The 23,809-nt window shown below is 68.3% G+C and carries 28 protein-coding genes, 1 tRNA gene and 1 pseudogene; 7 read left to right on the forward strand and 23 right to left on the reverse strand.

Features of this window, described 5'->3' with window-relative positions; genetic code table 11:
• Positions 1 to 253: 253 nt before the first annotated feature.
• The 4 genes from NOCYR_RS20765 to NOCYR_RS20780 form a co-directional block, all read right to left on the reverse strand.
• A complete protein-coding gene (locus NOCYR_RS20765) occupies positions 254 to 628 on the reverse strand; it encodes a DUF4186 domain-containing protein (RefSeq protein WP_014352366.1) in 375 nt (124 codons plus the stop codon).
• The gene (locus NOCYR_RS20770) at positions 628 to 1,104 is read right to left on the reverse strand and encodes a DUF488 domain-containing protein (RefSeq protein WP_014352367.1); all 477 of its coding nucleotides are present in this window, start codon (positions 1,102 to 1,104) and stop codon (positions 628 to 630) included. The genes NOCYR_RS20765 and NOCYR_RS20770 overlap by 1 nt, the downstream gene beginning before the upstream one ends.
• 283 nt (positions 1,105 to 1,387) lie before the next feature.
• Entirely contained in the window at positions 1,388 to 2,035 is a 648-nt protein-coding gene (locus NOCYR_RS30830) for an HAD family hydrolase (protein ID WP_014352368.1), read from the reverse strand.
• Complete coding sequence (locus NOCYR_RS20780; protein ID WP_014352369.1) at positions 2,032 to 3,201, reverse strand: MFS transporter; 1,170 nt, start codon at positions 3,199 to 3,201, stop codon at positions 2,032 to 2,034. The genes NOCYR_RS30830 and NOCYR_RS20780 overlap by 4 nt, the downstream gene beginning before the upstream one ends.
• A 684-nt stretch (positions 3,202 to 3,885) precedes the next feature.
• On the opposite strand from NOCYR_RS20780, the gene NOCYR_RS30835 reads away from it, so the two are divergent.
• Positions 3,886 to 4,017, forward strand: a complete 132-nt coding sequence (locus NOCYR_RS30835) for a hypothetical protein (RefSeq protein WP_269147594.1) — start codon at positions 3,886 to 3,888, stop codon at positions 4,015 to 4,017.
• Between the two features lie 361 nt (positions 4,018 to 4,378).
• Here NOCYR_RS30835 and NOCYR_RS20785 read toward each other — a convergent pair whose 3' ends face one another.
• Entirely contained in the window at positions 4,379 to 5,263 is an 885-nt protein-coding gene (locus tag NOCYR_RS20785) for an alpha/beta fold hydrolase (protein ID WP_014352371.1), read from the reverse strand.
• A gap of 58 nt (positions 5,264 to 5,321) precedes the next feature.
• Between NOCYR_RS20785 and NOCYR_RS20790 the strand changes: the two genes are divergently transcribed.
• Positions 5,322 to 5,951, forward strand: a complete 630-nt coding sequence (locus NOCYR_RS20790; RefSeq protein WP_158430186.1) for a TetR/AcrR family transcriptional regulator — start codon at positions 5,322 to 5,324, stop codon at positions 5,949 to 5,951.
• A 588-nt stretch (positions 5,952 to 6,539) separates the two neighbouring features.
• Positions 6,540 to 6,746 (forward strand): annotated as a pseudogene (locus NOCYR_RS20795) (IS3 family transposase); the annotation flags it as partial.
• Between the two features lie 244 nt (positions 6,747 to 6,990).
• Here the strand turns inward: NOCYR_RS20795 and NOCYR_RS20800 are convergent.
• The 6 genes from NOCYR_RS20800 to crcB form a co-directional block, all read right to left on the reverse strand.
• A tRNA-Ala gene (locus NOCYR_RS20800) sits at positions 6,991 to 7,066 on the reverse strand.
• A 98-nt stretch (positions 7,067 to 7,164) separates the two neighbouring features.
• Positions 7,165 to 7,866, reverse strand: a complete 702-nt coding sequence (locus NOCYR_RS20805) for a DsbA family protein (protein ID WP_014352374.1) — start codon at positions 7,864 to 7,866, stop codon at positions 7,165 to 7,167.
• A gap of 94 nt (positions 7,867 to 7,960) precedes the next feature.
• Complete coding sequence (locus NOCYR_RS20810) at positions 7,961 to 9,301, reverse strand: MFS transporter (RefSeq protein WP_014352375.1); 1,341 nt, start codon at positions 9,299 to 9,301, stop codon at positions 7,961 to 7,963.
• Positions 9,291 to 10,931 carry a phosphoglucomutase (alpha-D-glucose-1,6-bisphosphate-dependent) gene (gene pgm / locus NOCYR_RS20815; RefSeq protein WP_014352376.1) on the reverse strand — a complete coding sequence of 547 codons (1,641 nt, stop codon included), beginning with the start codon at positions 10,929 to 10,931 and terminating at the stop codon, positions 9,291 to 9,293. The genes NOCYR_RS20810 and pgm overlap by 11 nt, the downstream gene beginning before the upstream one ends.
• Positions 10,932 to 10,978: 47 nt before the next feature.
• Positions 10,979 to 11,341 (reverse strand): fluoride efflux transporter FluC, encoded by a 363-nt coding sequence (locus NOCYR_RS20820; RefSeq protein ID WP_014352377.1) that lies wholly within the window; start codon positions 11,339 to 11,341, stop codon positions 10,979 to 10,981.
• A gap of 70 nt (positions 11,342 to 11,411) precedes the next feature.
• A complete protein-coding gene (gene crcB, locus NOCYR_RS20825; protein WP_014352378.1) occupies positions 11,412 to 11,864 on the reverse strand; it encodes a fluoride efflux transporter CrcB in 453 nt (150 codons plus the stop codon).
• Between the two features lie 321 nt (positions 11,865 to 12,185).
• Between crcB and NOCYR_RS20830 the strand changes: the two genes are divergently transcribed.
• Complete coding sequence (locus tag NOCYR_RS20830) at positions 12,186 to 13,358, forward strand: lipase family protein (RefSeq protein ID WP_014352379.1); 1,173 nt, start codon at positions 12,186 to 12,188, stop codon at positions 13,356 to 13,358.
• A gap of 60 nt (positions 13,359 to 13,418) precedes the next feature.
• Here NOCYR_RS20830 and NOCYR_RS20835 read toward each other — a convergent pair whose 3' ends face one another.
• Positions 13,419 to 14,918 (reverse strand): MFS transporter, encoded by a 1,500-nt coding sequence (locus tag NOCYR_RS20835; protein ID WP_014352380.1) that lies wholly within the window; start codon positions 14,916 to 14,918, stop codon positions 13,419 to 13,421.
• Between the two features lie 111 nt (positions 14,919 to 15,029).
• On the opposite strand from NOCYR_RS20835, the gene NOCYR_RS20840 reads away from it, so the two are divergent.
• Together NOCYR_RS20840 and NOCYR_RS20845 are read left to right on the forward strand one after the other, a co-directional pair.
• Positions 15,030 to 15,704 (forward strand): TetR/AcrR family transcriptional regulator, encoded by a 675-nt coding sequence (locus tag NOCYR_RS20840; protein ID WP_175587180.1) that lies wholly within the window; start codon positions 15,030 to 15,032, stop codon positions 15,702 to 15,704.
• A gap of 66 nt (positions 15,705 to 15,770) precedes the next feature.
• A complete protein-coding gene (locus NOCYR_RS20845) occupies positions 15,771 to 17,069 on the forward strand; it encodes a D-arabinono-1,4-lactone oxidase (RefSeq protein ID WP_014352382.1) in 1,299 nt (432 codons plus the stop codon).
• Here NOCYR_RS20845 and NOCYR_RS20850 read toward each other — a convergent pair.
• Entirely contained in the window at positions 17,036 to 17,626 is a 591-nt protein-coding gene (locus tag NOCYR_RS20850; protein WP_048833576.1) for a hypothetical protein, read from the reverse strand. The two genes, NOCYR_RS20845 and NOCYR_RS20850, sit on opposite strands and share 34 nt — an antisense overlap.
• 221 nt (positions 17,627 to 17,847) lie before the next feature.
• On the opposite strand from NOCYR_RS20850, the gene NOCYR_RS20855 reads away from it, so the two are divergent.
• Complete coding sequence (locus tag NOCYR_RS20855) at positions 17,848 to 18,792, forward strand: helix-turn-helix domain-containing protein (RefSeq protein WP_014352384.1); 945 nt, start codon at positions 17,848 to 17,850, stop codon at positions 18,790 to 18,792.
• A gap of 57 nt (positions 18,793 to 18,849) precedes the next feature.
• On the opposite strand, the gene NOCYR_RS20860 is transcribed toward NOCYR_RS20855, so the two are convergent.
• The 10 genes from NOCYR_RS20860 to NOCYR_RS20905 form a co-directional block, all read right to left on the reverse strand.
• Entirely contained in the window at positions 18,850 to 19,593 is a 744-nt protein-coding gene (locus NOCYR_RS20860; protein WP_048834352.1) for an SIR2 family NAD-dependent protein deacylase, read from the reverse strand.
• Positions 19,594 to 19,685: 92 nt separating this feature from the next.
• On the reverse strand, positions 19,686 to 20,261 hold the full coding sequence (locus tag NOCYR_RS20865) for an alkaline shock response membrane anchor protein AmaP (protein ID WP_014352386.1): 576 nt from the start codon (positions 20,259 to 20,261) through the stop codon (positions 19,686 to 19,688).
• Entirely contained in the window at positions 20,258 to 20,797 is a 540-nt protein-coding gene (locus NOCYR_RS20870; protein ID WP_014352387.1) for a DUF6286 domain-containing protein, read from the reverse strand. The genes NOCYR_RS20865 and NOCYR_RS20870 overlap by 4 nt, the downstream gene beginning before the upstream one ends.
• Positions 20,794 to 21,120 carry an Asp23/Gls24 family envelope stress response protein gene (locus tag NOCYR_RS20875; protein ID WP_014352388.1) on the reverse strand — a complete coding sequence of 109 codons (327 nt, stop codon included), beginning with the start codon at positions 21,118 to 21,120 and terminating at the stop codon, positions 20,794 to 20,796. The genes NOCYR_RS20870 and NOCYR_RS20875 overlap by 4 nt, the downstream gene beginning before the upstream one ends.
• On the reverse strand, positions 21,117 to 21,305 hold the full coding sequence (locus tag NOCYR_RS20880) for a hypothetical protein (protein ID WP_014352389.1): 189 nt from the start codon (positions 21,303 to 21,305) through the stop codon (positions 21,117 to 21,119). Before NOCYR_RS20880 ends, NOCYR_RS20875 begins: the two co-directional genes overlap by 4 nt.
• A gap of 33 nt (positions 21,306 to 21,338) precedes the next feature.
• A complete protein-coding gene (locus tag NOCYR_RS20885; protein ID WP_014352390.1) occupies positions 21,339 to 21,827 on the reverse strand; it encodes an Asp23/Gls24 family envelope stress response protein in 489 nt (162 codons plus the stop codon).
• An 84-nt stretch (positions 21,828 to 21,911) separates the two neighbouring features.
• Positions 21,912 to 22,241, reverse strand: a complete 330-nt coding sequence (locus tag NOCYR_RS20890; protein ID WP_014352391.1) for a hypothetical protein — start codon at positions 22,239 to 22,241, stop codon at positions 21,912 to 21,914.
• The gene (locus NOCYR_RS20895) at positions 22,241 to 22,609 is read right to left on the reverse strand and encodes an Asp23/Gls24 family envelope stress response protein (protein WP_014352392.1); all 369 of its coding nucleotides are present in this window, start codon (positions 22,607 to 22,609) and stop codon (positions 22,241 to 22,243) included. Before NOCYR_RS20895 ends, NOCYR_RS20890 begins: the two co-directional genes overlap by 1 nt.
• Positions 22,606 to 23,226, reverse strand: a complete 621-nt coding sequence (locus NOCYR_RS20900) for a hypothetical protein (RefSeq protein WP_048833577.1) — start codon at positions 23,224 to 23,226, stop codon at positions 22,606 to 22,608. Before NOCYR_RS20900 ends, NOCYR_RS20895 begins: the two co-directional genes overlap by 4 nt.
• Complete coding sequence (locus tag NOCYR_RS20905; protein WP_014352394.1) at positions 23,217 to 23,777, reverse strand: RNA polymerase sigma factor; 561 nt, start codon at positions 23,775 to 23,777, stop codon at positions 23,217 to 23,219. The genes NOCYR_RS20900 and NOCYR_RS20905 overlap by 10 nt, the downstream gene beginning before the upstream one ends.
• Between the last annotated feature and the right edge of the window lie 32 nt (positions 23,778 to 23,809).

Here is a 23,809-nt window from a genome sequence, read left to right on the forward strand (position 1 = left end):
CGGCCGATCAGCGCTGTGGCGATGTCGATGTCCCGAAGCTATGCGCCCTTTTCTAGTTCTATGTAATCCCCTGGTATGACGTGGAGTAGCGCTGCGGAGTGAGATCGGGGTAAAAGCCGGAATCGACGCAGCCACGGTTGAGTTGCCCTGGATTCGGCCGATCGGCCGAGATCGCTCGGCGGCTGTGTCGGCCGTGATCGGCGGCGCTGCGACCGCTCACCGAGTTCGGCGGACATTCCCATCTCGCTCCGGCTCAGTCCGGGGGCGGGGCGTCGGGGGCGTATTGGCCGACGATCCAGCGGCAGATCGCCTCCACCACGTACTCCTGTTCCGCGGCGTCGAGGGGGCGGCCGGCGGGGATGTCGTGCCAGCGGTGCAGGCAGGTGCGGCAGCAGGTGGCGGTGGCGTGCTGGGCGACGAAGACCGGGTGGCCGCGGTAGGGGGTTTGGCGGCCGTCGTTGCGGGGTTCGGCGGGGGCGAGCCTGCGCTCGATCAGTTCGCGGGCGTGCTTGCGGACGGTGGTCATGCCGCGCAGGTCGACGATCGCGCGGTCGCGGCCGCGGAGCCGGAACTTCGCGCGGAAGTGATGCTGCCCTATGCGGTGCAGCCTGGCATCCAACTCGTCCATCAGTCTGGGAGCAGGTGTTCGATCCTCAGGTAGTGCCGCTCGGCCAAGCGCTGGGCGATCAGCGAGCGGTGGCAGGCTTCGGGGTCGCGCTCGACGCAGAGCAGCGCCGTAACGCCGCTACCCGACACTACCGGTGTCAGATCAGTGCGGTCGAGGATCTCACCGGTGTACCGGCGGACGTATTCGCCATCCAGCACGCGACGCGACCGTTTGCCGACCCCCGAACGATCGTCCTCGGCGTGCTGAAGATGCAGCATCTCGACAGTGGGCGCGAGCTCGAGATGGTGCTCATAGCCGATCCCGGCCTGCTCGAGCGCTGCCTGCAACCGGAGCGAGTTCGCCCAGGCGTACTCGGCTCCCCGCACCCCACGGCGGCGCCGAATATCCAGTAGCAGGCCGACTTTCGCCGCCCGCAGACGCTGCAGGAACGACTCTGCGTCGAACCCATAGACCCCGATGGTCACGATTTTCCGCACCGTCGATCACCTTCCTGCTCACCTGTCCGCGTCGCCACCGGCAATCCGCCCAGCCGTCCAGGGCGGCGGCACGATCAGCGCAACAGCCGTTCCCACGAGTCCAGCCACCGCACCGGGTGGCTCGCCCGGTCACGTCCTCGTTGACCGATCCTGCCGCGGAATCACGACATCTCCAGTCAGGTATTTCGGCCGGTCTCGGAGCACAGCGACCTCATCTCCGGCGAACAATCCCAATCCGATCACCGCTCGAATACGGACTGGCCTGCGGTGTCGTCCGGAATGATCACCACCGCTTGGCGATCACCGCGCGGACACGGTCTTCGATCTGGGCCGGCGTACCGGTGTAGTGGAGCGTGCGCAGGCCCACCCCGGCGGCGGCCTCGCAATTGTCGGCGCGGTCGTCGATGAACAGGACCCGGGCGGGGTCTGCGGCTCCGGTGGCGGCGAGGGCTTTTCGGTAGGTGTCGGGGTGGGGTTTGTTCATTCCTAGCCGGCAGGAGTAGAGGGCGTCGACCATGAGGGTGCGCCAGGGCGCGGCGTCGAGGGCTTCGCTGACGGGGTGGGGCGCGTTGGAGAGCAGGACGATCGGCAGGTCCGCGCGCTGGATGTGGTGCAGCAATTCGACTACGGCGTCGTCGGTGTGGGTCCACATGGCGGCGTCGACGGCGCGGAGCCGGGCGAGCAGTGCGGGGGCGGGTCGGTGGCCGAGGACGGCGGTCCAGAAATCGGCGTCGTCGGAGGTGCCGGAATCGTAGGGTTCGCGGGCGCTCCAGAAGGTGGTCTGGAAACTGCCGAGGCGGTCGGCGGGCCAGTCGGCCAGGTCGGCGAGTTCGGCCCACATCGCGGGGGTGGGTTGCAAGCCGATGACGCCGTTGTAGTCGAAGGTCACCGCGTCGAGTTCCGCGGTCTGGTACGAGGATTCCATGGTCATCGGTTCTCCAGTGCTCGAGGGGACAGGACGGCCACGCCGGCGGCGAGCGCGGCGGGCAGCAGTAGGGCGACGGGCAGGGTGACCGCCGCGGCGAGGGCACCGATGGCGGCTGGTCCGGCGAGCAGGCCCAGGTAGCCCGTCACCGCGACGGTCGCGACCGAGCGCGGACCGCCGGCGCCTGCCGCACTGAACAGCGCGGGAATGGTGACCGACAGGCCGAGACCCAGCAGCGCCCAACCGGCCAGCGCGAACGCGATGTCGGCGGTCAGCACGCCGGCGAGCAGACCGGCTGCGGCCAGGATCGCGCCAGTGCGAACGGCTTTCGGCGCCCCGAACTGTGCGGTCAGCCGGTCGCCGGCGAGCCGCCCCACCGCCATGGCCGCGCTGTATCCCGCGAAGGCAGCGGCCCCGACCGTCGCCGAGGCGCCGAGGTCGGTGAGGTGGACGGCGGACCAATCGGCGGCGGCTCCCTCGCCCAGCAGGCATGCGGCCGCCAAAGTGCCCAGCAGCCAGACCGGGGGCGAGCCGGACTGCGTTTTCGCCGGCTCGCCATCGTCGTCGGGCACGAGCCTGCCGATCTCGCGGGTGGTCGGCACCGCCGCCACGGTCGCCACGATCGCGACGGCGGCAACCCCGACGAAGAGATAGGTGTGCGACCACTGCGCGGTCACCACCGCGATCAACGCGCCGCCCAGCGCGCCGAGGCTGTAGGCCGCGTGCAGGCCCGACATGATCGGCCGCCGATAAGCACGTTGACAGTCGACCGCGGCAGAGTTGGCCGCGACGTCCAGCACACCATGCGCGGCCCCGAAGATCAGCGCCGCGACACCGGCCGCCAGCGCCGTCCGGCAGGTTCCGAGCAGCGCCAGACTCAGTGCGAACCCGAGACCGCCACCGGTCAACAGCGCGGACACCCCGTGACGCCCGGCGATCTGCCCGCCGACGCGCAAGCCCGCGACCATCCCGACCGCCGCCGCGAGCAGCACCACCGCCAGACCCGCGGTATCCAGCCCGGCAGCTTCCTGAACGGCCGGAATGCGCGTGCCCCAGACCGCGGTGACGACCCCGAGCCCCACGAAGTAGCCGGTCAGCAGGGCTCGATCGCGGGCGAGGGCGCGCGGAACGGTCCGCACGGTTGCGGACGGCGGTGCGCCGACTATGGTCATGACAGCTCCCACGGGTGCAGCACGCCGATTTCCGCGGTGAAATACGCACCGAGAAATCGACAGCGGACAGACGGGTATAAGCCCCTTTTTCCGAATGGAATAGGCGGCAAGATGTGTATCGGAGTGAATGAACGCCAGAGCCAATCCTCAGCGATTGCCCCTTCGATGTTTCAGAAAACTACCAGCAGATCCGATGCCCCACCATCCGAGACGACGTGCCGTGACCCGCTTCATAAGCCAGTAAGCACAGCTCTGATCAGCATTAGCTATCGCCCATAAGTTACCCATACACAGCGGATCCCGACGACGTGGGTGCCCGCCGAGCCGAATAGAACCCCATCCCGGACGAAACAGCAGCCGCGCCACAGTGCCGACATTTTCCGGCTACCCCGTGGCATCCGAAAATTCATGTACCCCGGGAATTCAGAGCTACCAGACCCCGAATATCCCGGCGGCAATCCGGCACAGAACTTCACACGCCATGGCCAGTAAGCGGGGTTTGCAGAATTCGCCGACTGGGGTGCGCGGACTCGGGCCGGGTTGCGAGTAGCGCGACCTCCGCCGCCCTCGATATCGTGCGCGCCCCGGCCGTAGAACGAGAAAGGCCCGGCTCGAAAGCCGGACCTTTTATCCGCGTGGACCTTGGGGGACCTTACTACAACCCTGAAACCGCAGGTAGAAGTAATGAAACGCAGCCCTGAAACCCTGGAAAGCCTGATCCGGAAGCTACCCGACACCACAGCACTGGCCCCGCCACCGGTGGAGCGACCCAAACCACAGCGGGCCCGGCAACTCGACGCCGAGGAAGTCGCATAGCCGATCACCGGCTACCCCTGTCGCCTCGTGACGAGAGGGCACTGTCCTGACCAAACTCCGCGAACGTCGAGTACAGACGCTAGACACCCACCCACGGACGACATCGCCCGTAATCAATGGGACGAGCCAACCCGACCGGTCTACAGCAACCGCCCTCCGTTGCCACCAGAGCTACCCGATTCGCCGAGTCGGCCACTCGAGCGGAAGCCTGCGCGTTTCCGATGAGCTCGGCGGCGCTACTACAGCGGTGAAAACGACATCGGCAGCGACGATCTCATCTGGAGCGGCGCACCTGGCCGCAGCCGCAGACTCGACACCAGTTTTCCGTCGACTGTATTACCGGAACAGGAGCGCCCAGGGTTCAATTGCCGATGAGGTCACGAATGGCAGCGGTGACTTCGGCAGGACATTCCTCGGGGAGGAAATGCCCGCAGGGCAGGACATGGGTGCGCAGGTCAAGCGCCCAGTCGGACCATATCCGCTGAGGATCGAAGGGCAATATGGTGTCGCCCGGATCCTGCCACATCGCCAAGACGGGCATCGTCAACCGACGGTCGGCGTCGCGGTCGCTGCGGTCGTGTTCTGCGTCGACGAACGCGCTGGCACGGTAGTCCTGACAGATCGCATGGATCGCTTGCGGAGCGCGCACCGCGGCCAGGTAGACGTCCCGGATTCCGGTGGGGATCGCCTCCGCCGACGCTGTCCAGGTATCCAGGAAATGCCCGAAGAACGTGTCCGGATCGGCGGCGATCATCCGCTCAGGGAGGTCGGATGGTTGGGCGAGGAGGTACAGATGGAACGCGAACACCCCACCGACACCGTTGAGCGCAGCCCAGTTGTCAACGGTGGGAATCACGTCGAGTACACCGACATGCTCGATGACATCGGGATGGTCGAGCGCCGCCCGGAGCGCCACCAGAGCGCCTCGGTCGTGCCCAATAACGCTGAACTGCTCGTGGCCGAGTTCGCGCATCACAGCGACCATCGTCGCCGCGGTGACCCGCTTGGCGTAATGCGCAGGGCTGTCATCCCCGGCAGGTGGGTCGCTGGCGCCGTAGCCCGGGAGGTCCGCGCACACCACTCGGTAGTCCTCGGCCAGCGACACCGCCACATGCCGCCACACGAGATGAGTTTGCGGAAAACCGTGTAGCAGCAGTACCGGATGGCCGGTACCCCCCTGAACCACATGCACGCCGGCGCCGTTCACCGACACCGTCTGCTCGACGAACCCTGGAATGCCGTTCATGCTGTAATACTCAAACTGTACAACGTCCAATTCATATTGGGCACTGTACAGTAGCCGGGTGGAACGCAGTCGCGCTCCCGGCCACAGAGCCGGCCTCACCCATGCGGCCGTACTCGGCGCGGCCCGGGAAGTCTTGGCGGAGAAGGGGTTGTCGGCCTTGACGATGCGCTCCTTGGCCAAGCGACTCGACGTCGCCCCGAATGCCCTCTACAGCCACGTCGCGAACAAGACGGCACTGATCGACGATCTACTCGACGACGTGCTTGCCGCAGTCGATTCGCCGGCATCCGACATCGAAAACCCCACCGCCTGCCTGCATCAACTCATGGCTTCGACCTATAACGTGCTGTTGGCCCATTCCGACCTGGTACCGCTCTACTTGAGCCGTCAGGGCGCGCGCGGCCCCAACGCACAGCGCCTCGGCGCCATCACGATCGATGTCCTGCGCCGAGCAGATGTTCCCGAACCCGCCGCGGCCGATGCTCTGCGCGTCCTGATCGTTTACACAATCGGCTTCGCCGCGTTCACCAGCGGCCTGCCCTCGGAAAACAACACCGAACACCAGCCGACCCCCAAGGCGCTGCGGGACAACTTCGACCAAGGATTGAGCTGGCTTCTCGCCGGGATCCAGCAGAGCCAGCCACCCGACCCGCGGACAGTGCCGCCGACTGTCCCGCGATCGACTTGACGCCGAATCTACGCCTCGGTCTTCTACGCCACGGCATCCAGTGACGTCCTCACGCCTGCCACCGACCATCGGGTCAGCGGATCAGGCCGGAAACAGTTGGCTGCTCGGCGAAGCGATCGCCATCGACGAGGTGACCACCCGGGTGCTGCTGCGCTATCGCGCCCTCACCCTCGCCAAGGACCACCTCGCAGCCCTGCCGACCACACCCGCCGGCACCAAAGCCCTCCCGCTCGCCGACATCACCGGCGGCAAAGATTGGACCGACACCCCCGCACTGAAATCTCGTCTCGCAGGCGGATTCTGCCTACGCGCCCGCCCAAGGCCCCTGTCCCTACGCCAACATCTGCGAACACTGCCCGAACTTCCGCACCGACGCCACCTACCTGCCCATCCTCGCCGCCCAACGCACCGACGCCCGCAAACTCGCCGACGACGCCCAACGCCGCGGCTGGATCACCGAAGCCGAACGCCACCACCAACTCATCGCCCGCCTCGACGCCACCATCACCGACATCCAGAAATCAGCCGGATTACGCGAAACCCTCACCAACGGAACAAGATCAGCACAGATTAGCCGGATAATGCTACGACAACGCTGTCATCGAATCCTTCTGGGGCAGAACGCAAACCGAGCTACTCAACCGGCGACGGTGGAAGACCCGGATCGAGTTGGCCAACGCGATCTTCGAATACCTGGAGATCTTCCACAACCGCCGACGCCGTCACTCCGCCCTGGGAATGCGAACCCCGATCGAATACGAAATGATGCAACCATCCATCCAACCCGTGGCCTGAAGTCCAGCATCCCGACTCCACAAATCCGGGGGAACATCACGCTCTCCGGATTAGCGGGGGAACCTCAGTCGACCCGCATCATCGCCAACGGGCACCGCGACTACAGAGCCGACAGCATCAACGAGCCGGACAACATTCACACCGGAGGGACGACAAACGAAACCCGAAAACGCGGGGTTTCCGCGGGGCTGGGCCAAATAAAACAGGTCAGGACCGATATTACATCGGTCCTGACCTGCATTTTTGGTGGAGCTAAGGGGACTCGAACCCCTGACCCCCACACTGCCAGTGTGGTGCGCTACCAGCTGCGCCATAGCCCCGAGTGGTGTGCCGCCGGTGTTCCCCGGCTGCCTGAACGAAGTTACACCACGTGGGGACCGGGAACCAAATCGCCTCGATACGGGGGTTGAACGGCTGGTCAGGGGGTCAGGTCGGCGACCCAGTTCTGGTTGCCGACGTCGATCTTGGTGGTGCCGTCGAAGACCGAGGGGGTGGCGGCGTCGTCGTCGAGGAGGGTGGTGAGGTCGGCGTCGGCTTTGACGGCATTGATCCGGGCGGCGTCGAGTTGGGCGCCGGAGGTGATGCAGTCGACGGCGGCGGGGGCGGCGCCGGATTCCCGGGCGAGCGCCGCGAGGTCGTCATTGCTCAGGTCAGAGCTGTTTTCCTTGGGCTGGCGGGTGGTGAACAGGGCGTCGTGGAACTTGGCGTAGACGGGACCGGAGCCTTCGGCGGCCACACATTGCAGGGCGGCAATGGCGCGGGTGGAGTAGTCGCCGCTGCCGGATTTGCCGTCGAGGAAGTTGACGAAGCGGTATCGGATGGCGAGCTTGCCTTCGTCGATCTTCTGGGCGATTTCCTGGCCGAAAATGTGCTCGAGCGCACCGCAGCCGGGGCACAGGGGGTCTTCGAAGACGTCGATGATCTTGGTCACGCCGGGGCGGCCGAGCACGATGGCGCCGTTGGGTTGCACCGCGGTCACCACCGCCGGGTCGCGGACCGGGCCGTAGCCGTCGTTGCGTACCTCGGCTTCCTCGCCCATCCAGCGGTAGGCCAGGAAGACGACCAGCGCGATCAGGACCAGCGCGACCGCGCCCAGCGCGTAGGTGGTCCTGCTGGACATGGGCCGGGGCGTGTAGTTCGACGGCGAAGTGCTCACCCGAACCACTTTGCCTCGAGTGCGCGCCGACGGCCGCCACACCCGCCGCAACGGCGCGCTACCGCCGGCCTTTCGCCTCGCCGTCGGCGTGCACGACCTGCTCGACGGAGTTCGCCGCCACTCCCCCGCCCGGCCCGCCATCACAGGTGCACGGCGCCGCCAGCTGGTCGGCTTCCTCGTCGACGGTCTCGATGCGCTTGTCCATCCGCACCTCCCCGCGCCGCATCGGTTCCGGGACCACCAGCCAGGCCACCGCCGCGACGGCCAGCAGCCCGCCGGTGACGATGAGCCCCACCCCGAAGTTCAACCGCTCGGCGATGAAACCGACGGCGATCGGGCCGAGCACCGCGCCGAGGTCGGCCGACATCTGGAACCCGGCCAGCACCGGCCCACCGCGCACCTTGGGGCCGATGATGTCGGCGACGGCCGCCTGCTGCGCCGGAGTGAACATGCCCGAGCCGAGGCCGGCGACAAACGACGACACCAGCAGCCAGATCAGGTTCGGTGCGATGCCCAGACCCGCCGTGCCGATGGCGCAGACGGTGGTGCCGATGATGAGGAAGGGTTTGCGGCCGAAGCGGTCGGAGAGCTGGCCGGAGAAGAACAGCACCACGGCATTGCCCGCGGCGAAGACGGTCAAGGCGACGCCCGCCATGCCTGCGGGCTGTTCCAGCACCTCCACCACCAGCAGCGGCACCAATGCCATCCGCACGCCGAACACGGCCGCGCCGTTGGCGAAGTTGGACCACAGCACCGCCCGGTATTCCGAGCGTGCGAGTCCGTCGCGGAAGCTCATGCTCGGCGGTGCGGTGTCGGCGGTTTCCGGCGCGGCCAGGTGTGAATCGCGCAGGTTGACATAGACCACGCCGCAGGCGATGAGCAGCGCGATCGCATAGATCAGAAACGGCGCCCGCAGCCCGAACTCGGCCAGCAGACCGCCGATCAGCGGTCCGGCGAGCGAGCCGATGAGGAAACTGGTCGACCACAGGCCCGAGATGCGCCCGCGCTGGTCCGGCGGCGACATCCGGATCAGCAGGGCCAGCGACGACACCGTGAACATCGTCGAGCCGATCCCGCCGGCCGAGCGCAGCACCAGCAACTGCCAGTAGGTCTGCGCGAAGGCGCTGGCGCCGGTCGACACCGCGACGATGAGCAGGCCGCTGGTGTAGACCCAGCGCTCGCCGAGCTTCTGCACCAACCGGCCGCTCATCGGCGCGAACAGCAACCGCATCAGCGCGAACGCGCTGACGATGGCCGAGGCCGCCGCGAATCCGACGCCGAAGCTGCGCGCGTACTGCGGCAGCACGGGCGAGACGAGGCCGAATCCGATGGCGATGACGAACGCGGCCCCGACCAGGACCCAGATCTCGCGGGGCAGAGCTTTCGAACTAGCGGTCACTCGATAGAGCTTGCCCCACCAGTTCCTCGGCGGCCGCTTGCACCTGCTCGAGGTGCTCGGGACCATGGAAGGACTCGGCGTAGATCTTGTATTTGTCCTCGGTGCCCGACGGGCGCGCGGCGAACCACGCGTTCTCGGTGGTCACCTTCAACCCGCCCAGCGGTGCGCCGTTGCCGCGGGCGCGGGTGAGCACCGCGGTGATCGGTTCGCCGGCGATCTCGGACGCGCTGACTTGCTCGGGGGCCAGCTCGGCCAGCAGCTTCTTCTGCTCGGCGTCGGCGGGTGCGTCGACGCGGGCGTAGGCCGGGCTGCCGTAGCGGCGCTCGAGTTCGACATAGCGCGCCGACGGGCTCTGCCCGGTGACGGCGGTGATCTCGGCAGCCAGCAAAGCCAGCACGATGCCGTCCTTGTCGGTGGTCCAGACGCTGCCGTCCATCCGCAACAGCGACGCGCCCGCGCTCTCCTCACCGCCGAAAGCGAGGCTGCCGCTGAACAATCCGGGCACGAACCATTTGAACCCGACCGGCACCTCGTGCACGTCGCGACCCAGCACGCTGACCACGCGGTCGATCATCGACGAGGTGACGACGGTCTTGCCGATCTTGGTGAGCGCGTCCCAGCCCATCCGATTGGGCACCAGGTATTCGATGGCGACGGCGAGGAAGTGATTGGGGTTCATCAGCCCGCCGTCGGGGGTGACGATGCCGTGGCGGTCGGCGTCGGCGTCGTTGCCGGTGGAGATGTCGTAATCGTCCTTGATCGACACCAGCGAGTTCATCGCGAACCGGGACGACGGATCCATCCGGATCTTGCCGTCGGAGTCCAGCGGCATGAACCGCCAGGTCGGATCGACCAGCGGGTTGACCACCTCGAGTTCGAGGTCGAAGCGCTGCCCGATCTCCTCCCAGTAGTCGACGCTGGCCCCGCCCATCGGATCGGCGCCGAGCCGGATGCCCGCGCCGCGGATGGCATCGAGGTTGAGCACGCTGGGCAGGTCGGCGATGTAGTGGTCGAGGTAGTCGTAGCGCTGCACGGTGGGCAGGGCCTGGGCGAGGGTGCCGTGCTTGACCTCGGCGAGGCCGCCGCGCAGCAGCTCGTTGGCACGCTCGGCGATGGCGTCGGTGGCGACGGTGTCGGCCGGCCCGCCGTGCGGCGGGTTGTATTTGATGCCGCCGTCGCGGGGCGGATTGTGCGAGGGGGTGACGACGATGCCGTCGGCCTGGTGTTTGGTGCCGCCGCGGTTGTGGCGCAGGACGGCATGGCTGAGCGCGGGGGTCGGGGTGTAGCGGTCGCGGGAGTCGATCATCGCGGTGACGCCGTTGGCGGCGAGCACCTCGAGCACCGTGGTCCAGGCAGGCTCGGACAGCGCATGGGTGTCGCGCGCCAGATAGACCGGACCGGTGATGCCGCGGGTGGCCCGGTACTCCACGATGGCCTGGGTGATGGCGAGGATGTGGGCTTCGTTGAATGTGGTGTCCAGGCTGGACCCGCGGTGGCCGGAGGTGCCGAACGACACCAGCTGAGCCGGCTCGGCCGGGTCCGGGATCCGGGTGTAGTAGGCGGTCACCAGGCCGGGGACGTCCACGAGGTCGCTCGGCCGCGCGGGCCGTCCGGCTCGATCGTGCGCCATGCTGGGATCTCCCTTCCGGGTCGGCTGTGCCCGGCTCGTCATCAGAATCATGTGAACAGCCATTCGGTCATGGACGCGGCGGCGTACACCACGGCCAGGCAGGTCGCGACGCTCAGCACGATGTTGCCGAGGGCGTAGCCGTACGCACCGTCGGACACCAGCCTGATCGTCTCGTAGCCGAACGTGCTGAACGTGGTGAGCGCGCCGCAGAATCCGGTTTCCGCGCCAGCCACCAGCCAGCCGTTCGCCCCCGCCCCGATCAGTGCACCGAGCAGCGCCGAACCGACAATGTTAACCGTCAAAGTCCCCAGCGGCAGCATGGAATTCGAACGGGCGGTGACGGCCCGGTCGATGAGGTAGCGCGCCGGGGCTCCGAGCATTCCGCCGGCGATCACCCAGATCGCTGTCATCGGCTCACCTCCGGACGGCCCGCCTCGGCCGTGTCCGCCCGGTGCCGCGCGCCGCGGATCTCCTCGGTCATCACTGACCCCCTTCCGTGCCGTTCACCCAGTTCTGGCGCACACTTCCAGTTACCCACCGCGCCCCTGCCATCCCGGCCACCACCGCCGCCAGGCAGATCACCATCGTGGCGCCGAGATAGCCGAGCCCCATGCCGACGGCACCTGATTCGAGCAGTGTACGAATCTCGGCGCTGTAGGTGGAGAAGGTGGTGAAGCCGCCGAGCACGCCGACGCCGAGGAAGGGCCGCAGCAGCCGGTGGGCTACCCACACCTCGGTGAGGAGAACCATCAGCACGCCCATGGCCACGCAGCCGATCACGTTGACGGCGAACGTCGCCACCGGGAACGCGCCGGGCCGCGTCGGCAACCAGCGCGCGAAACCGTAGCGCGCCAGCGCACCCAGGCCGCCGCCCAGCGCCACGACGAGCAGCACCAGCGGATCGGCGATCCGGGCTTCGGCCCGCGATGACACGTCCCCAACCTCCTGTCCCAGCCCGGTGACCGGCCGCCCGAGCGCCGCCGCGTCTACCGCAACGCTATCGGTAGCAACGGCGCCGGCCGACGGCGCAGCCGCTCGGGCGACGGCCGTCGTTGACACACCGACCGGCGCGCAGTACGAATCGACTGAGGTCTTCGCCGAAGACCGAACACAGTCGACAGCCTCGTCTTGGAGCCGGTGATGGCGGCACCGCGGAGTTCACGAATACGGCGACGCCGGCACCGGTCCGAGCGCCACGCCGCACCCGAGCAAACGTTGAGCATACGGCATTCTCCGGCGCGTCGGGCGAGTCTGGTGATCCGCCGTCTGATCCTCGCGCTCGCCGTCGCGTCGGTGCTGGCACTGGGCGACACCATCCCCGCGACGTTGACCGTCCACACGGCGTCCGAGGCCGGAGATTTCTACTCGGCGCCGGCCGATCTCGACGAGTACCGGCCCGGGCAGGTGATTCGCAGCAGGCAGGTGAGTGCGGCCGGATTCGCCGATACCACCGCTTGGCAGTTGGCTTTCCGCAGCACGGACTCGCACGGGGACCCGATCGCCGCGGTGACCACGGTGCTGCTGCCCGCGGGTGCGGCGCCGGATCGGCCGGTGGTGTCGTACCAGCCGTTCGTCAACTCGCTCGGAACACAGTGCGCACCATCGCGTTCGCTACTCGCCGGGACGCTGCGCGAGGCGCCGGCGGTGAATCTGCTGCTGTCGCGTGGCTGGGCGGTCGCGGTGCCCGATCACCTCGGACCGGAGAGCGCTTACGGTGCCGCACAACTGGGCGGGCGGATCACCCTGGACGGGATTCGCGCGGTCCGGCAGTTCGACTCGGCCGGTCTCGACGACAGTCCGGTGGCGCTGGCCGGATATTCCGGTGGCGGTATGGCCACCGGGTTCGCGGCCGCCCTTGCCCCGGGTTACGCGCCCGAGCTGCCGATTGCCGGTGCGGCGGCGGGTGGGGTGCCGATGAATCTCGGTGCGCTGGCGCGCGATCTCGGCGATCGGCCGAACCCGATGTTCGGGCTGGGATTCGCGGCCGCGGTCGGATTGGCCCGCGAGTACCCGGAGGTCACGCTGGAGGAGTATCTGAATCCCGCCGGGGCGGCACTGCTCGACCGCGTCGACGACGCCTGCATGGACGAGATCGTCCGGGCCGCAGCGGGCCTCGACACCGACGCCGTGTTCACCGAACCGCCCACCGAAGACCCGGCCGCCGCACCCATCCTGCGGGACAACAGTCTGGAGACCTTCGACGGCGTTCCGACTGCGCCCCTGTATCTCTGGCACGGCACGGCCGACATGATCTCGGCCGAGCCGGTACGGCGAACGGCCGAACGGTATTGCGCGGCAGGCACACCGGTGCAGCTGGATCTGCTCGCCGGCGCCGATCACACCGGTGCTGTCCTGCCGGGCGCATTGCGGGCGCTGGACTATCTCGAAGGCCGGTTCGCGGGGACACCACCGCCGCAGAACTGCTGACAATGCACCGCCGCCCGCGGAGCCGGAAGCTCCACGGGCGGCGGTCCTTTCGCGACGGGATCAGTGCGCGAGCACCAACTCCCCCTCCGCGGGCGCGGGTGCGGTATTGGGCAGCAGCACGCCCGTCACCACGGCGCCGATCACGAAGATCGCGGTGGCCCACCAGAAGCTGGTGGTGTAGCTCTCGATCGCCGCCTGGGCGACGGTCAGCTGATCGGGGGTGCGGCCGACCATGTAGTCACTGGCCGCCGAGGCCGCGATGGTGCTCAGCAGCGCGGTGCCGATCGAGCCACCGACCTGCTGGCTGGTGTTGATCGTCGCCGAGGCGACGCCGGCGTCCTCGTGGTGCACACCGGCCGTGGCGCCCTGGAACGCCGTGGCCATCGCGCCACCGAGGCCGAGGCCCATCAGGATCAGACCCGGCAGGATGTGGGTGGTGTACCCGGTGTCCAGCCCGATCCGGGTCAGCCAGGCCATACCGGCGGCCGCGATCAGGAACCCGGCGCTGACCACGATCTTCGGTCCGAGCTTGGGCAGCAGCAGCGACGGCGTGGTGGTGGACGACACGATCATCGCGGCAACCATCGGCAGGAACGCCACACCGGTGGTGATCGGCGAGTACCCGAGGCTGAGCTGCATGTAGTAGGTCAGGAACAGGAAGATCGCGAACATCCCGATGCCCATCACGAACACGGTGATGAACGATCCGCCCCTGGTGCGGTCGAGCACGACGCGCAGTGGCAGCAGCGGGTTGGCGACCCGGGTTTCCAGCCACACGAACACCGCAAGCAGCGCGGCGCCGCCGAACAGGAAGGCCAGGGTGACCGGGTTGGTCCAGCCGTCGGTCTCGGCGTGCGAGAAGCCGTAGACGATGCCGAACAGGGCCGCGGTGACCACGATGGTGCCGGGGATGTCGAGCTTGGGCCGTTCGGTGACGGTGTGCTTGGCCAGCAGCAACACCGCGCCGACCAGCGCGACGGCAGCGAAGGCCAGGTTCACGAACATCACCCAGCGCCAGGACGCCCATTCGGTGAGCACGCCACCGAGCAGCAGGCCGATGGCGCCACCGGTACCGGCGACCGCACCGAAGATGCCGAAGGCCTTGGCCCGTTCGGACGGTTCGGTGAAGGTGACCGTCAGCAGCGACAGCGCGGCGGGCGCCAGCAGCGCGCCGAACACACCCTGACCGATGCGGGCACCGACCAGCATCTCGAAGTTGGTGGCCGCGCCGCCGACCGCGGAGGCCACCGAGAAGCCGATCAGGCCGACGATGAAGGTGTTGCGCCTGCCGAACAGGTCGCTGAGCCGCCCGCCCAGTAGCAGCAAGCTACCGAAGGCCAGCGCGTAGCCGGTGATGACCCACTGGCGGTCGGCATCGCCGAAGCCGAGGTCGCGTTGCGCCTCGGGCAGCGCGATATTCACCACGGTCGCGTCGAGCACGACCATGAGCTGGGCGACGCCGAGGACGGCGAGCACCCACCAGCGCAGTGCGTGCGAGCCACGCCTGCCTGACGTCGGTTTCTGTTGCGGGGAAGGCCCGCGTTCGATGGTGGTGGTCACGTCGCCCCTCGTTGAAAATTAAACGGAGGTAGTTCCTCCGGTTAGCCGAAACGCTATCACAGTAACGGAGGCGGTGCCTCCACTTAATCCTCGCGCTGCTAACATGACGGTGTGAATCACGCCACGACCATGCCTCCGACCCGGCGTTTGCGGGCTGATGCCGCACGCAATCAGCAGCGCATCGTCGAGGCCGCCCGCCAGCTGTTCGCCGACCACGGACTCGAGATCACCCTCGATGACGTGGCCGAGCGCGCGGGCGTCGGCGTAGGCACCGTCTACCGGCGGTTCGCGAACAAGAAGGAACTCATCTCCGAGGTCTTCCAGCAGCATCTCGACGAGTTCGCCGAGATGGCCGAGGAATGCGTGCGCCATCCCGATCCGTGGCAGGGCCTGGTCGAGTTCTTCGAATACGCCTGCCGGCATATGGCGACCAATCGCGGATTCAGCGAGGTCATGCTGGAGTTCGAAGACGATCTCGAGCAGTTCACCTGCGTGCGCGACCGGATCAAGCCGGTAGTGGCCCGGATCGTCGATCGCGCGCGGGAAGCCGGCGCGCTGCAACCGGACGTCGTGGCCTCGGATTTCTTCGCGATGGTCCACATGGTCGACGGGCTGGCCGAGTTCGCCCGGCCGGTCAACGATCAGGTGTGGCGGCGCTACATGGCACTGGTGCTCAACGGTGTGCGCACCGAACTCGTTCCACGACGGCCGTTGTCGGTTCCGCCGCTCGACGACGACGAGGTCGAGCAGGCCAAGACCGCTCTGTGCACCGGCCGCCGCCGCTGATTCCTTCATTCCGCGAAACTCACCGCGGGTAGCGCAGGTCACAATCAATCCCTTACAGTTGAACATGTGACCAATTCGTGGATGAACTGGGCCGGCGATCAGCAGTGCACGCCGGCATCCGTCGCGGCTCCGCGCAACCGCAATGAACTAGCCGACCTACTCGGCCGGGCCGCGGATGCCGGCCAGCAGGTCCGCGTCGCCGGCTCCGGGCATTCGTTCACCGATATCTGCCTGACCGACGGACTGCTGCTGGATCTGTCCCGGATGAACCGCGTGCTCGACGTCGACCGCGGCAGCGGCCTGGCCCGCGTCGAGGCCGGGCTCACGCTGCACGCGGCGAGCCCGGCGCTGCACAACCACGGACTGGCCTTCCCCAACCTCGGCGATATCGACGCCCAGACCATCGCCGGCGCCACCGCCACCGCGACCCACGGCACCGGCGCTACCTTGCAGAACCTTTCGGCGGCAGTGCACTCGGTGGAGTTGATGCGCCCCGACGGCAGTGTGGTCGAGCTGAGCGAACAGTCCGACCCGGACGGCTGGCGGGCCGCGCGGGTCAACCTCGGCGCGCTGGGTGTGATCACCGCGATGACGTTGCAGTTGGTGCCGTCGTTCGTGCTCGAAGGCATCGAGCGGCCGGTCCCGGTCGAGGACGTGCTCGACGACCTGGACAGCTATCTCGACGGTAACGACCATTTCGAGTTCTACATGTTCGCGCACAGCCCGCTGGCGATGACCAAGCGCAACAACCGCGTCGAACTCGCCGAACAGCCCCGTTCGCAGGTGGTGGACTGGTTCGCCGACATCCTGATGTCCAACTACACCTTCGACGCGCTGTGCCGGCTGGGCCGCTGGCAGCCGCGGCTGGTGCCGTGGATCCATCGCGGTGCCGCGCACGCCGGTAGCTATCGCCGTCAGGTGGATCGGTCCTACCGGGTGTTCGCCTCACCGCGGCTGATCCGCTTCACCGAAATGGAATACGCCATCCCGCGCGAGCATTCGGCCGAAGCCATCCGCGCGATCAAGGACCTGTCCACCCGCTTCGATACCCCCATGCCTATCGAGGTGCGCTGGGTGGCACCCGACGACGCGTTCCTCTCCCCCGCCGGCGGCCGCGACACCTGCTACATCGCGGTGCACATGTACCAGGGCATGGACTACGAGCCCTATTTCCGCGCCTGCGAAGCGGTGTTCGATCGGTTCGACGGCCGCCCGCACTGGGGCAAACGCCATTTCCAGACCGCGCAGACGCTGCGTGAGCGGTACCCGGACTGGGATCGGTTCGCCGAGGTGCGCCGCCGCCTGGACCCCAAGGGCGTGTTCGCCAACCCCTATCTGGACCGCGTGCTCGGCCCCATCGGCTGACGTCGCGGCGGCACCAGATGCATCGTCGCCCACCCGGAGGGCTTGGCCCGGGTGGGGCCGACGGTGGTGATGGTGGCAGGCGGAACGTGCGGACGCAGGCGCGCCGGCGCGGGTTCGCGTACCCGCACGACATCGCAGGGTCCGGCGAACGCGCAGGCGGGGCCGCTGTCCAGGCGCCAGCCGAATGGCATCAGGTGCACCCGCTCGCCGCGTTCTTCGAGCCGCTCGGCGATCTCCTCGACCAGGTCGAGGGTGTCGGCCAGATGCGCGAGCAGGTCCGGTCCGGACATCGCGGCGCGCGCCGCTCCGCTCGGCAGCAGGGCCGAGCCGTTGATCACCACGTAGCCCGCCCCGCTCTGCGCGATGAGCGCCTGGAGCGTCCGGACGATCTCGCCGGAGGGCCCGGCCTCGCCGGGCTCGACATAGATATGCAGGAGTAAGCAGTCGTGGAAGGTGCGCGTTGCGGTGAGCGCCGCCGGTTCCAGCGCGACGGCGCACGGGCCGGGGGCGGCAGGCGTGTATTCGAAACAGTGCCAACGACTACTGAGAATCTTCACCCATACCCCTACCGCGCGACCCCTCGTCGCCCTTCGGACGCCGGACCTAGGAAAATGTAGTGATGCCCGGACCGGCGCGGTTGTCGCCCAGCGCACAATCTTTGCGCTGCGGCGCAGATCTACCCGCCCGACTCGCCCCGGAACCGGTCGCCGACGACCTATCCTCGGCTCCACGGGCACGGGCCGAGTCCGGGTCCCCATGGCACGAGAAGGAGTCTGTAATGGCAGGTGCGGCGGTGGTCGACGAGGCATCGACGGCGGAGGTCGATCCTCGCGAACGTGTCGACTACTGGGCCGAGCTGGTCGATTCCTTCCAGGGCGTGCGGTTGAGCTACGAGTTCGGCTCGGCCACCGATTTCTTCGGCCGGATCCGGCGCCACCGCACCGACACCTACCAGATCATCGGCCGCGAATCCGATCCGATCGTCTACACCCGCGCCGCTTCCCATATCCGCGCCGACCCCGATGACGACTATCGCCTGGTCATGCCGCTCACCGGACGTTTCGACCTGTCCAGCGAGGAGCGCAGCGGCTCGCTCGAGCCCGGGATGAGCAGTCTGATCACCATCAACCGGCCGTTGTCGTTCACCGCCTGCCGCGGCACCCACGGTTTGATCATGACCATTCCGCGCCGCGAGATCGCGCATCGGCTCAACCGCGCGGAGCCGCCCGCGCGGCCACTGGACCTGAGTTCGGGTCTGGGCCGGGTGGCCGCGACCATGCTGACCGGACTCTACGGCGAGGCCGGCACGCTCACCGCGGCCCAATTCGACGCCGTGGCCGAGCGGCTGGTCGACCTGATCTGCATGCTGATCCTGGACGAGGTGCCGACCACCGGCAGCCATCTCGGCGAGGTGGAATCGACTGTCCGGCACTACATTCGCCGCCATGCCGCAGACCCGGAGCTGTCCAGCGCGCACATCGCCCGTGCCCTCGGCTGGTCGGTGCGCCAGGTGCAGCTCGCCCTTCAGCAGGCGGGCACCACGCCGCGCGACCTGATCCGGGAAGAGCGGCTACAGCTCGCGCATGCCCGGCTGCGCAGCCCGGCCTACCGGCACGCGAGCGTCACCGATATCGCGCTCGGCCTCGGATTCGGTTCGGTGAGCAGTTTCAGCACCGCCTTCCGGCAGCGTTTCGGATCCACGCCGAGCAGTGTGCGGGGGTAGCGCTCGGAAAACAGTGTCGGCCACAACGCTTTCCACGCGTGAAAACGACAGGTAGCCCTAGTAGCCGAGCATGCGCGAGACGAGTTCGGGGACGGCGGTGCCGATGGGTTCGCGGATGACCTCGGTGGCGATGCGGTCGTAGGGCGTGGGCTCGGCATTGACGATGACGAGGTCGGCGCCGTTGTCCACGGCGAGCGCGCACAGCGACGCGGCCGGCTCCACCTGCAACGAGGTACCGATCGCCAGGAACAGATCGGCGGACTCGGCGGTGATCGTCGCCTTCAGCATGGTGCGCGGTTCCATCGCCTGCCCGAACATCACCGTGCCCGCCTTGAGGATGCCGCCGCACTGCGGGCACGGCGGATCGTCCTCGCCCGCGGCGACCCGCTCGAGCGTCGCGGCCATCGTGGCGGTGTAGTCGCAGTCGACGCAGACCACTTCGAACATATTGCCGTGGATCTCGATCACCCGGCTCGGCGAGGAACCGGCGCGCTGATGGAGCCGGTCGACGTTCTGGGTGATGATGGTCAGCGTGCGGGCCCGTTCCAGTTCGACCAGCGCGGTGTGGGCGGCATTGGGCCGCGCCTGCCAGGCCGGATTGTCGCGGCGGGCCAGCCAGGAACGCCGGCGCAGATCGGGGTCGGCGAGATAGTTGTCGTAGGTCGACAGCAGCTCCGCGATCGGATCCTTGGTCCACACCCCGCGCGGGCCCCGGAAGTCCGGGATTCCGGAATCGGTGGAGATACCGGCGCCGGTGAGCACCGCGATCCGGCCGGGACGGGTGTACCAGTCGGTGGTCACCGGAGCCTCGGTGTCGTCGGCGAACACTGCATATCGACAGGCTATCGGGCACCCATCCCGCGCTGGGCTCGGCCCCACGGCACCCCCTCGGCTCAGCGCAGCTGCGGCTTCTTGCCGGCGTCGGCGAAACTCAGCTCCAACGTCACCGGGATGGTCTCGAGCTCGAGCGCCTGCCGTAACCGCGGCACCGCCTCGTCGAGGATCCGGGCGCGCAGCTGCCCCACATCGGCGTGTGGTTGCGCGGTGACGGTGAGGTGCAGTTCCGGCGCCCACCGGGTGCCGGTCAACCAGGCCGAGGCCGCACGCACGTCGTCGAAGGCGTCGATATCGGCGGCCACCGGCGCCGCCGCGGTCGACGACGCCATCACCGTCGTGCCGGCCGAATCGTCGGTATCGAACCGCCAGGACCGCGATTTCGGCATCCGGAAGATCTGCGCGAGCAGCCAGCGAAGGCACAACAACCCGAGGACCACCGCACAGGCGATCACCACCCAGAACACCCATGTCGGCGGGGCCGCGGTACCCGGGACCAGTGTCGATTCCCGGTCGACCCAGGACAGCTGCCCGTAGTAGGCGGCCAGCGCGTAACCACCGGCGGCCAGGCAGACCAGCCCGGTCAGGCCGATCAGCACCCGGTTCAGCGCGGCGGGCCGATTCACCTTGCTCATCGCGGACCTCCGGGCTTGGGGCCGTGTAGTTTCGCTTTCACCCGCTTGACCGGACGGCCCAGCTGATGGACCCGGCCGGTGACGGTGTCGCAGATGGTGTCGGCGAGCCCGGCGTTGTCGTGCCGGTCGGTGCGGGCGATCACGGTGACGGTGTCGCGGCGCACCTTCACCCGCGCCGAGGTGACGCCATCGACCCGGGCGGCGCTGCTGCGCAACATGGTTCGCAGGCCGGACCGGCTCACGCCCGCCTGGATGTCGTCGTCGTGGCCGGTCAGCGGCAGCACCTTCGCCCGTCCCGGCAGCAGCGCGATCACCAGCAGCACCACCCCGATGACCAGGGCGACGATCCCGCCCACCAGCACCGGCAGCTCGTTCCAGGTGATGCCGTGCAACTCGTCGGCCACCGAATCGTAGGAGACGTACTCCCGGGTCCCGGTCAGCCGCTGCACCAGCGACACCGTCACCGCGACGCACGCCGCCAGCACCACCACCGCGATGACGATGGCGGGCCAGGCGCGGCGCGGCCGGCGGATCATCGAACCCTCCCTGGCGCAACGGTTTCGGTGGTGAGCTCCGGGACCACGATGTCGACCCGCGAGACGGTGATGCCGGTCAGCTCGGTGGTGCGCTCGCGCAGGTGGGCGCGGGCCTGCTCGGTCACCCGGCCCACCGGCTGCGGGTACCGCACCGGCAGCCGCACCGCCAGCGCGGTCCGGTCACCGGAGACGGTGGCGTCGACCTTCACCCCGCGGTCGACGCCGGGCACTTCGGTAGCGGCGTGCGCGGCGATCCGCCGCACCGCGCGCTCGCTGACCGTGGTCCGGCCGGGCAACTCGGCAGGGACCGCCACCGACGTCATCGGCGGCCCTTGTCCTGGGCGGACCGGACCAGCGCGGCGAGGTCGAGCTCACCGTCGAGCCACCGGCCGACCACCAAGCCGAGCACGGCGAACACCAGCACCATCAGGAACGCGCCGAATCCGCCGAACGCTGCGGCGAACCCGAGCGCGATCCCCACTGCCAGGCCTATCGTCGTGGCGTTCACAATCGACTCCTCTTCGCTGGGTCCGGTCCTCGATTACTGCACGCGCGCCGGCGGCGCGTCGGCGTCGTCGTCATCACCCGGAATGAACACGTCGTTGACGTTGATATTCACCTCGACCACGTGCAGTCCGGTCATCTGCTCGATCGCGGTGATCACATTGCGGCGCACCGCGCGGGCCACTTCGGCGATGGCGACGCCGTATTCGACGACGATCTCCAGGTCGACCGCGGCCTGGGTCTCGCCGACCTCGACCGAAACACCCTGGCCGATGCTGGCCGAGGCGCCCGGGATGCGATCGCGGATGGTGCCGAACGCGCGGGCGGCGCTGCCGCCGAGGTTGTGCACACCGCGCACCTCACGGGCGGCGAGGCCGGCGACCTTCTGCACGACGATGTCGGAGATGGTGGTGGTGCCGAGATCGGTCACCAGTGCGTGATCCTTTTTGGCCGGGGCCTTCTCGCCGGCGGCGGATTCGCCCGCGGTGTTGTTGGGCGTGGTGGTCTTGTCGGTAGTGGCGGTCATCGGTGTTCCTCCTGATTCCTTTGGGATGCAGCGGATTCGGTCCCGCACTGTGTTCGACACCCGGGCGGGGCAGTCGTCACGGACTCATGATGTGACCTGACCCACAGTTCCGTCCTCGGTGAAAGCGGCCGCGTCGAGTTCGGTGACCACCAGTCGCAGCGTGGCCCGCTCCCAGGGAGTACCCGCCAGGACCGGTTCAATCGCCGCGCCGGCCAGATCGAGCAGCGGCGGTAGCGGCAGTACGGCCGCGACCACCCGGACCTGCACGGCGTCCTCGGTGAGGTCGACGGCGTACTTGCGGGCATCCCACGGCCACCAGGTCGCGTTCTCCCGCACGATCGGGGTGGCGGGCCGCAACCCGGCGATGCCCTCCACCGCACCGATGATCTTGTCGATGATGTCCTCGGCCGCCATCACCGCGGCTCCGGTTCGATATCGAGAATCGACACCACGACCTCGTCCAGCTCCTGCCCGGTCTGCTCACGCACGCGCTGGGCGACCGTGCGCTGGACCGCGCGCCCGACCTCACCGGCGTGGCGGTCGCCGGCGATCACCACATCGACCTGGGCGACCAGCCCGCCCGACTCCGTACTTCGCACGCGCACACCTTCCGCGGGGGCCGGATCGGTTCCGAGCCAGCGTTGCCTGCCCGCCCGCATCAGCGTGGTCATCAGCCCGCGCACGCCCGGCTCCAACCGCACCACACCGGGCGTCGACAGGGCCGCGTGCGCGGCGACCGCCGCCAGCACGGGAGGCTCGATCTGTACCGCTACCGCCGTCATCGTTGGTCGCTCCCGGATTCGTCGGCGGTGGACGCCGAGGGGTCTTCATAGACGTCGGCGATCGTGAGATCGAGCCGGTGCAGCGTCAGCCCGATACGGGCGGGCAGCGCTGCGGTGATGCGTTCGCGGACGATCGGCATCAGCTCGGCCACCGCCGTCGGGCCGAATCGCACCGCGACCGACAGTTCGACATCGACCAGGTACTCGCCGCTGTCGCCGATCCCGGCCGGACGCACCCGGCAGCGACGCGCGCGCACCCCCGGCACCGAATCGGCCGCGTAGCGCAACACCGTGCTGACAGCCTGCTCGCTCACCTCCACCGCACCGGGCTCGGGCGTCGGCAGATCGAGCGTGCGACCCCGGCGCACCTCGGCGCGGACCGCCGACATGATCCGGCCCACCAGGTCCGGCGGCGGCGTATCCGGCTCCTCGATCATCTGCCGGGTCGCCGCACGCAGGGCCAGCAGACTGTCGCGGGCCGCCGCGCAATGCGGGCAGGTCAGCTCGTGCGCGTCGGCCCGGCCGGCCTCGAGTGCGTCGAGCCGCTCCCAGACCTGTTCCAGTTCACGGCCGCACGGCAGGACATAGTCCTGCTCGGTCGTCTCGTTCACCGCCATGGCTTCATCACCTCGGACAGTTGGGCTCGTGCGCGGGCAATGCGACCGCGGACCGCGGTTGTGTTCGCGCCGACGATGTCTCCGATCTCCTCATACGACAGGCCGTGCACTTCGCGCAGCAGCCAGCAGGCCCGTTGTTCGGGCGTCAAATCCTGGAGCGCCGCATTCAGCGCCTCCAGCTGGGTGTTCACTTGGGTGGCGTGCTCGGGCTGGATATCCGAACGCGGCGATTCGGTCAGATCCAGATCCGCCTCGACATGCGGGCGGCGTGCCCGGATGACGTTGAGGCAGCGATTGGTCGTCATCCGATACAGCCAGCCCACGAATGCCGCGTCCTCGTTCAGTTGCGCCAGCCGCCGCCAGGCCGCGAGGAAGACCTCCTGCACCACGTCCTCGGCTTCGGCCCGGTCGGCCAGCATCTTGGACGCGAGCCGGAACATCTGGCCCTGATATCGCAGCACCAGCTGTTCATAGGCCCGGACGTCACCATCCTTGGACCTACTGACCAGCGTCGCATCGTCCGGAACGGTCGTCGTCTCGGTCGCGGTCACACCCACCTCCTCGCCGCTCCTGTGTTGGACAC

This window comes from Nocardia cyriacigeorgica GUH-2, from assembly GCF_000284035.1.
Taxonomy (GTDB): Bacteria; Actinomycetota; Actinomycetes; order Mycobacteriales; family Mycobacteriaceae; genus Nocardia; species Nocardia cyriacigeorgica_B.

Coding starts and splice junctions, on each gene's coding strand:
- NOCYR_RS20765 (WP_014352366.1), bottom strand. CDS start 628: ATGGACGAGTTGGATGCCAGGCTGCACCGCATAGGGCAGCATCACTTC.
- NOCYR_RS30830 (WP_014352368.1), bottom strand. CDS start 2,035: ATGACCATGGAATCCTCGTACCAGACCGCGGAACTCGACGCGGTGACC.
- NOCYR_RS20780 (WP_014352369.1), bottom strand. CDS start 3,201: ATGACCATAGTCGGCGCACCGCCGTCCGCAACCGTGCGGACCGTTCCG.
- NOCYR_RS30835 (WP_269147594.1), top strand. CDS start 3,886: ATGAAACGCAGCCCTGAAACCCTGGAAAGCCTGATCCGGAAGCTACCC.
- NOCYR_RS20785 (WP_014352371.1), bottom strand. CDS start 5,263: ATGAACGGCATTCCAGGGTTCGTCGAGCAGACGGTGTCGGTGAACGGC.
- NOCYR_RS20805 (WP_014352374.1), bottom strand. CDS start 7,866: ATGTCCAGCAGGACCACCTACGCGCTGGGCGCGGTCGCGCTGGTCCTG.
- pgm (WP_014352376.1), bottom strand. CDS start 10,931: ATGGCGCACGATCGAGCCGGACGGCCCGCGCGGCCGAGCGACCTCGTG.
- NOCYR_RS20820 (WP_014352377.1), bottom strand. CDS start 11,341: ATGACAGCGATCTGGGTGATCGCCGGCGGAATGCTCGGAGCCCCGGCG.
- NOCYR_RS20855 (WP_014352384.1), top strand. CDS start 17,848: ATGGCAGGTGCGGCGGTGGTCGACGAGGCATCGACGGCGGAGGTCGAT.
- NOCYR_RS20865 (WP_014352386.1), bottom strand. CDS start 20,261: ATGAGCAAGGTGAATCGGCCCGCCGCGCTGAACCGGGTGCTGATCGGC.
- NOCYR_RS20870 (WP_014352387.1), bottom strand. CDS start 20,797: ATGATCCGCCGGCCGCGCCGCGCCTGGCCCGCCATCGTCATCGCGGTG.
- NOCYR_RS20875 (WP_014352388.1), bottom strand. CDS start 21,120: ATGACGTCGGTGGCGGTCCCTGCCGAGTTGCCCGGCCGGACCACGGTC.
- NOCYR_RS20885 (WP_014352390.1), bottom strand. CDS start 21,827: ATGACCGCCACTACCGACAAGACCACCACGCCCAACAACACCGCGGGC.
- NOCYR_RS20890 (WP_014352391.1), bottom strand. CDS start 22,241: ATGGCGGCCGAGGACATCATCGACAAGATCATCGGTGCGGTGGAGGGC.
- NOCYR_RS20895 (WP_014352392.1), bottom strand. CDS start 22,609: ATGACGGCGGTAGCGGTACAGATCGAGCCTCCCGTGCTGGCGGCGGTC.
- NOCYR_RS20900 (WP_048833577.1), bottom strand. CDS start 23,226: ATGGCGGTGAACGAGACGACCGAGCAGGACTATGTCCTGCCGTGCGGC.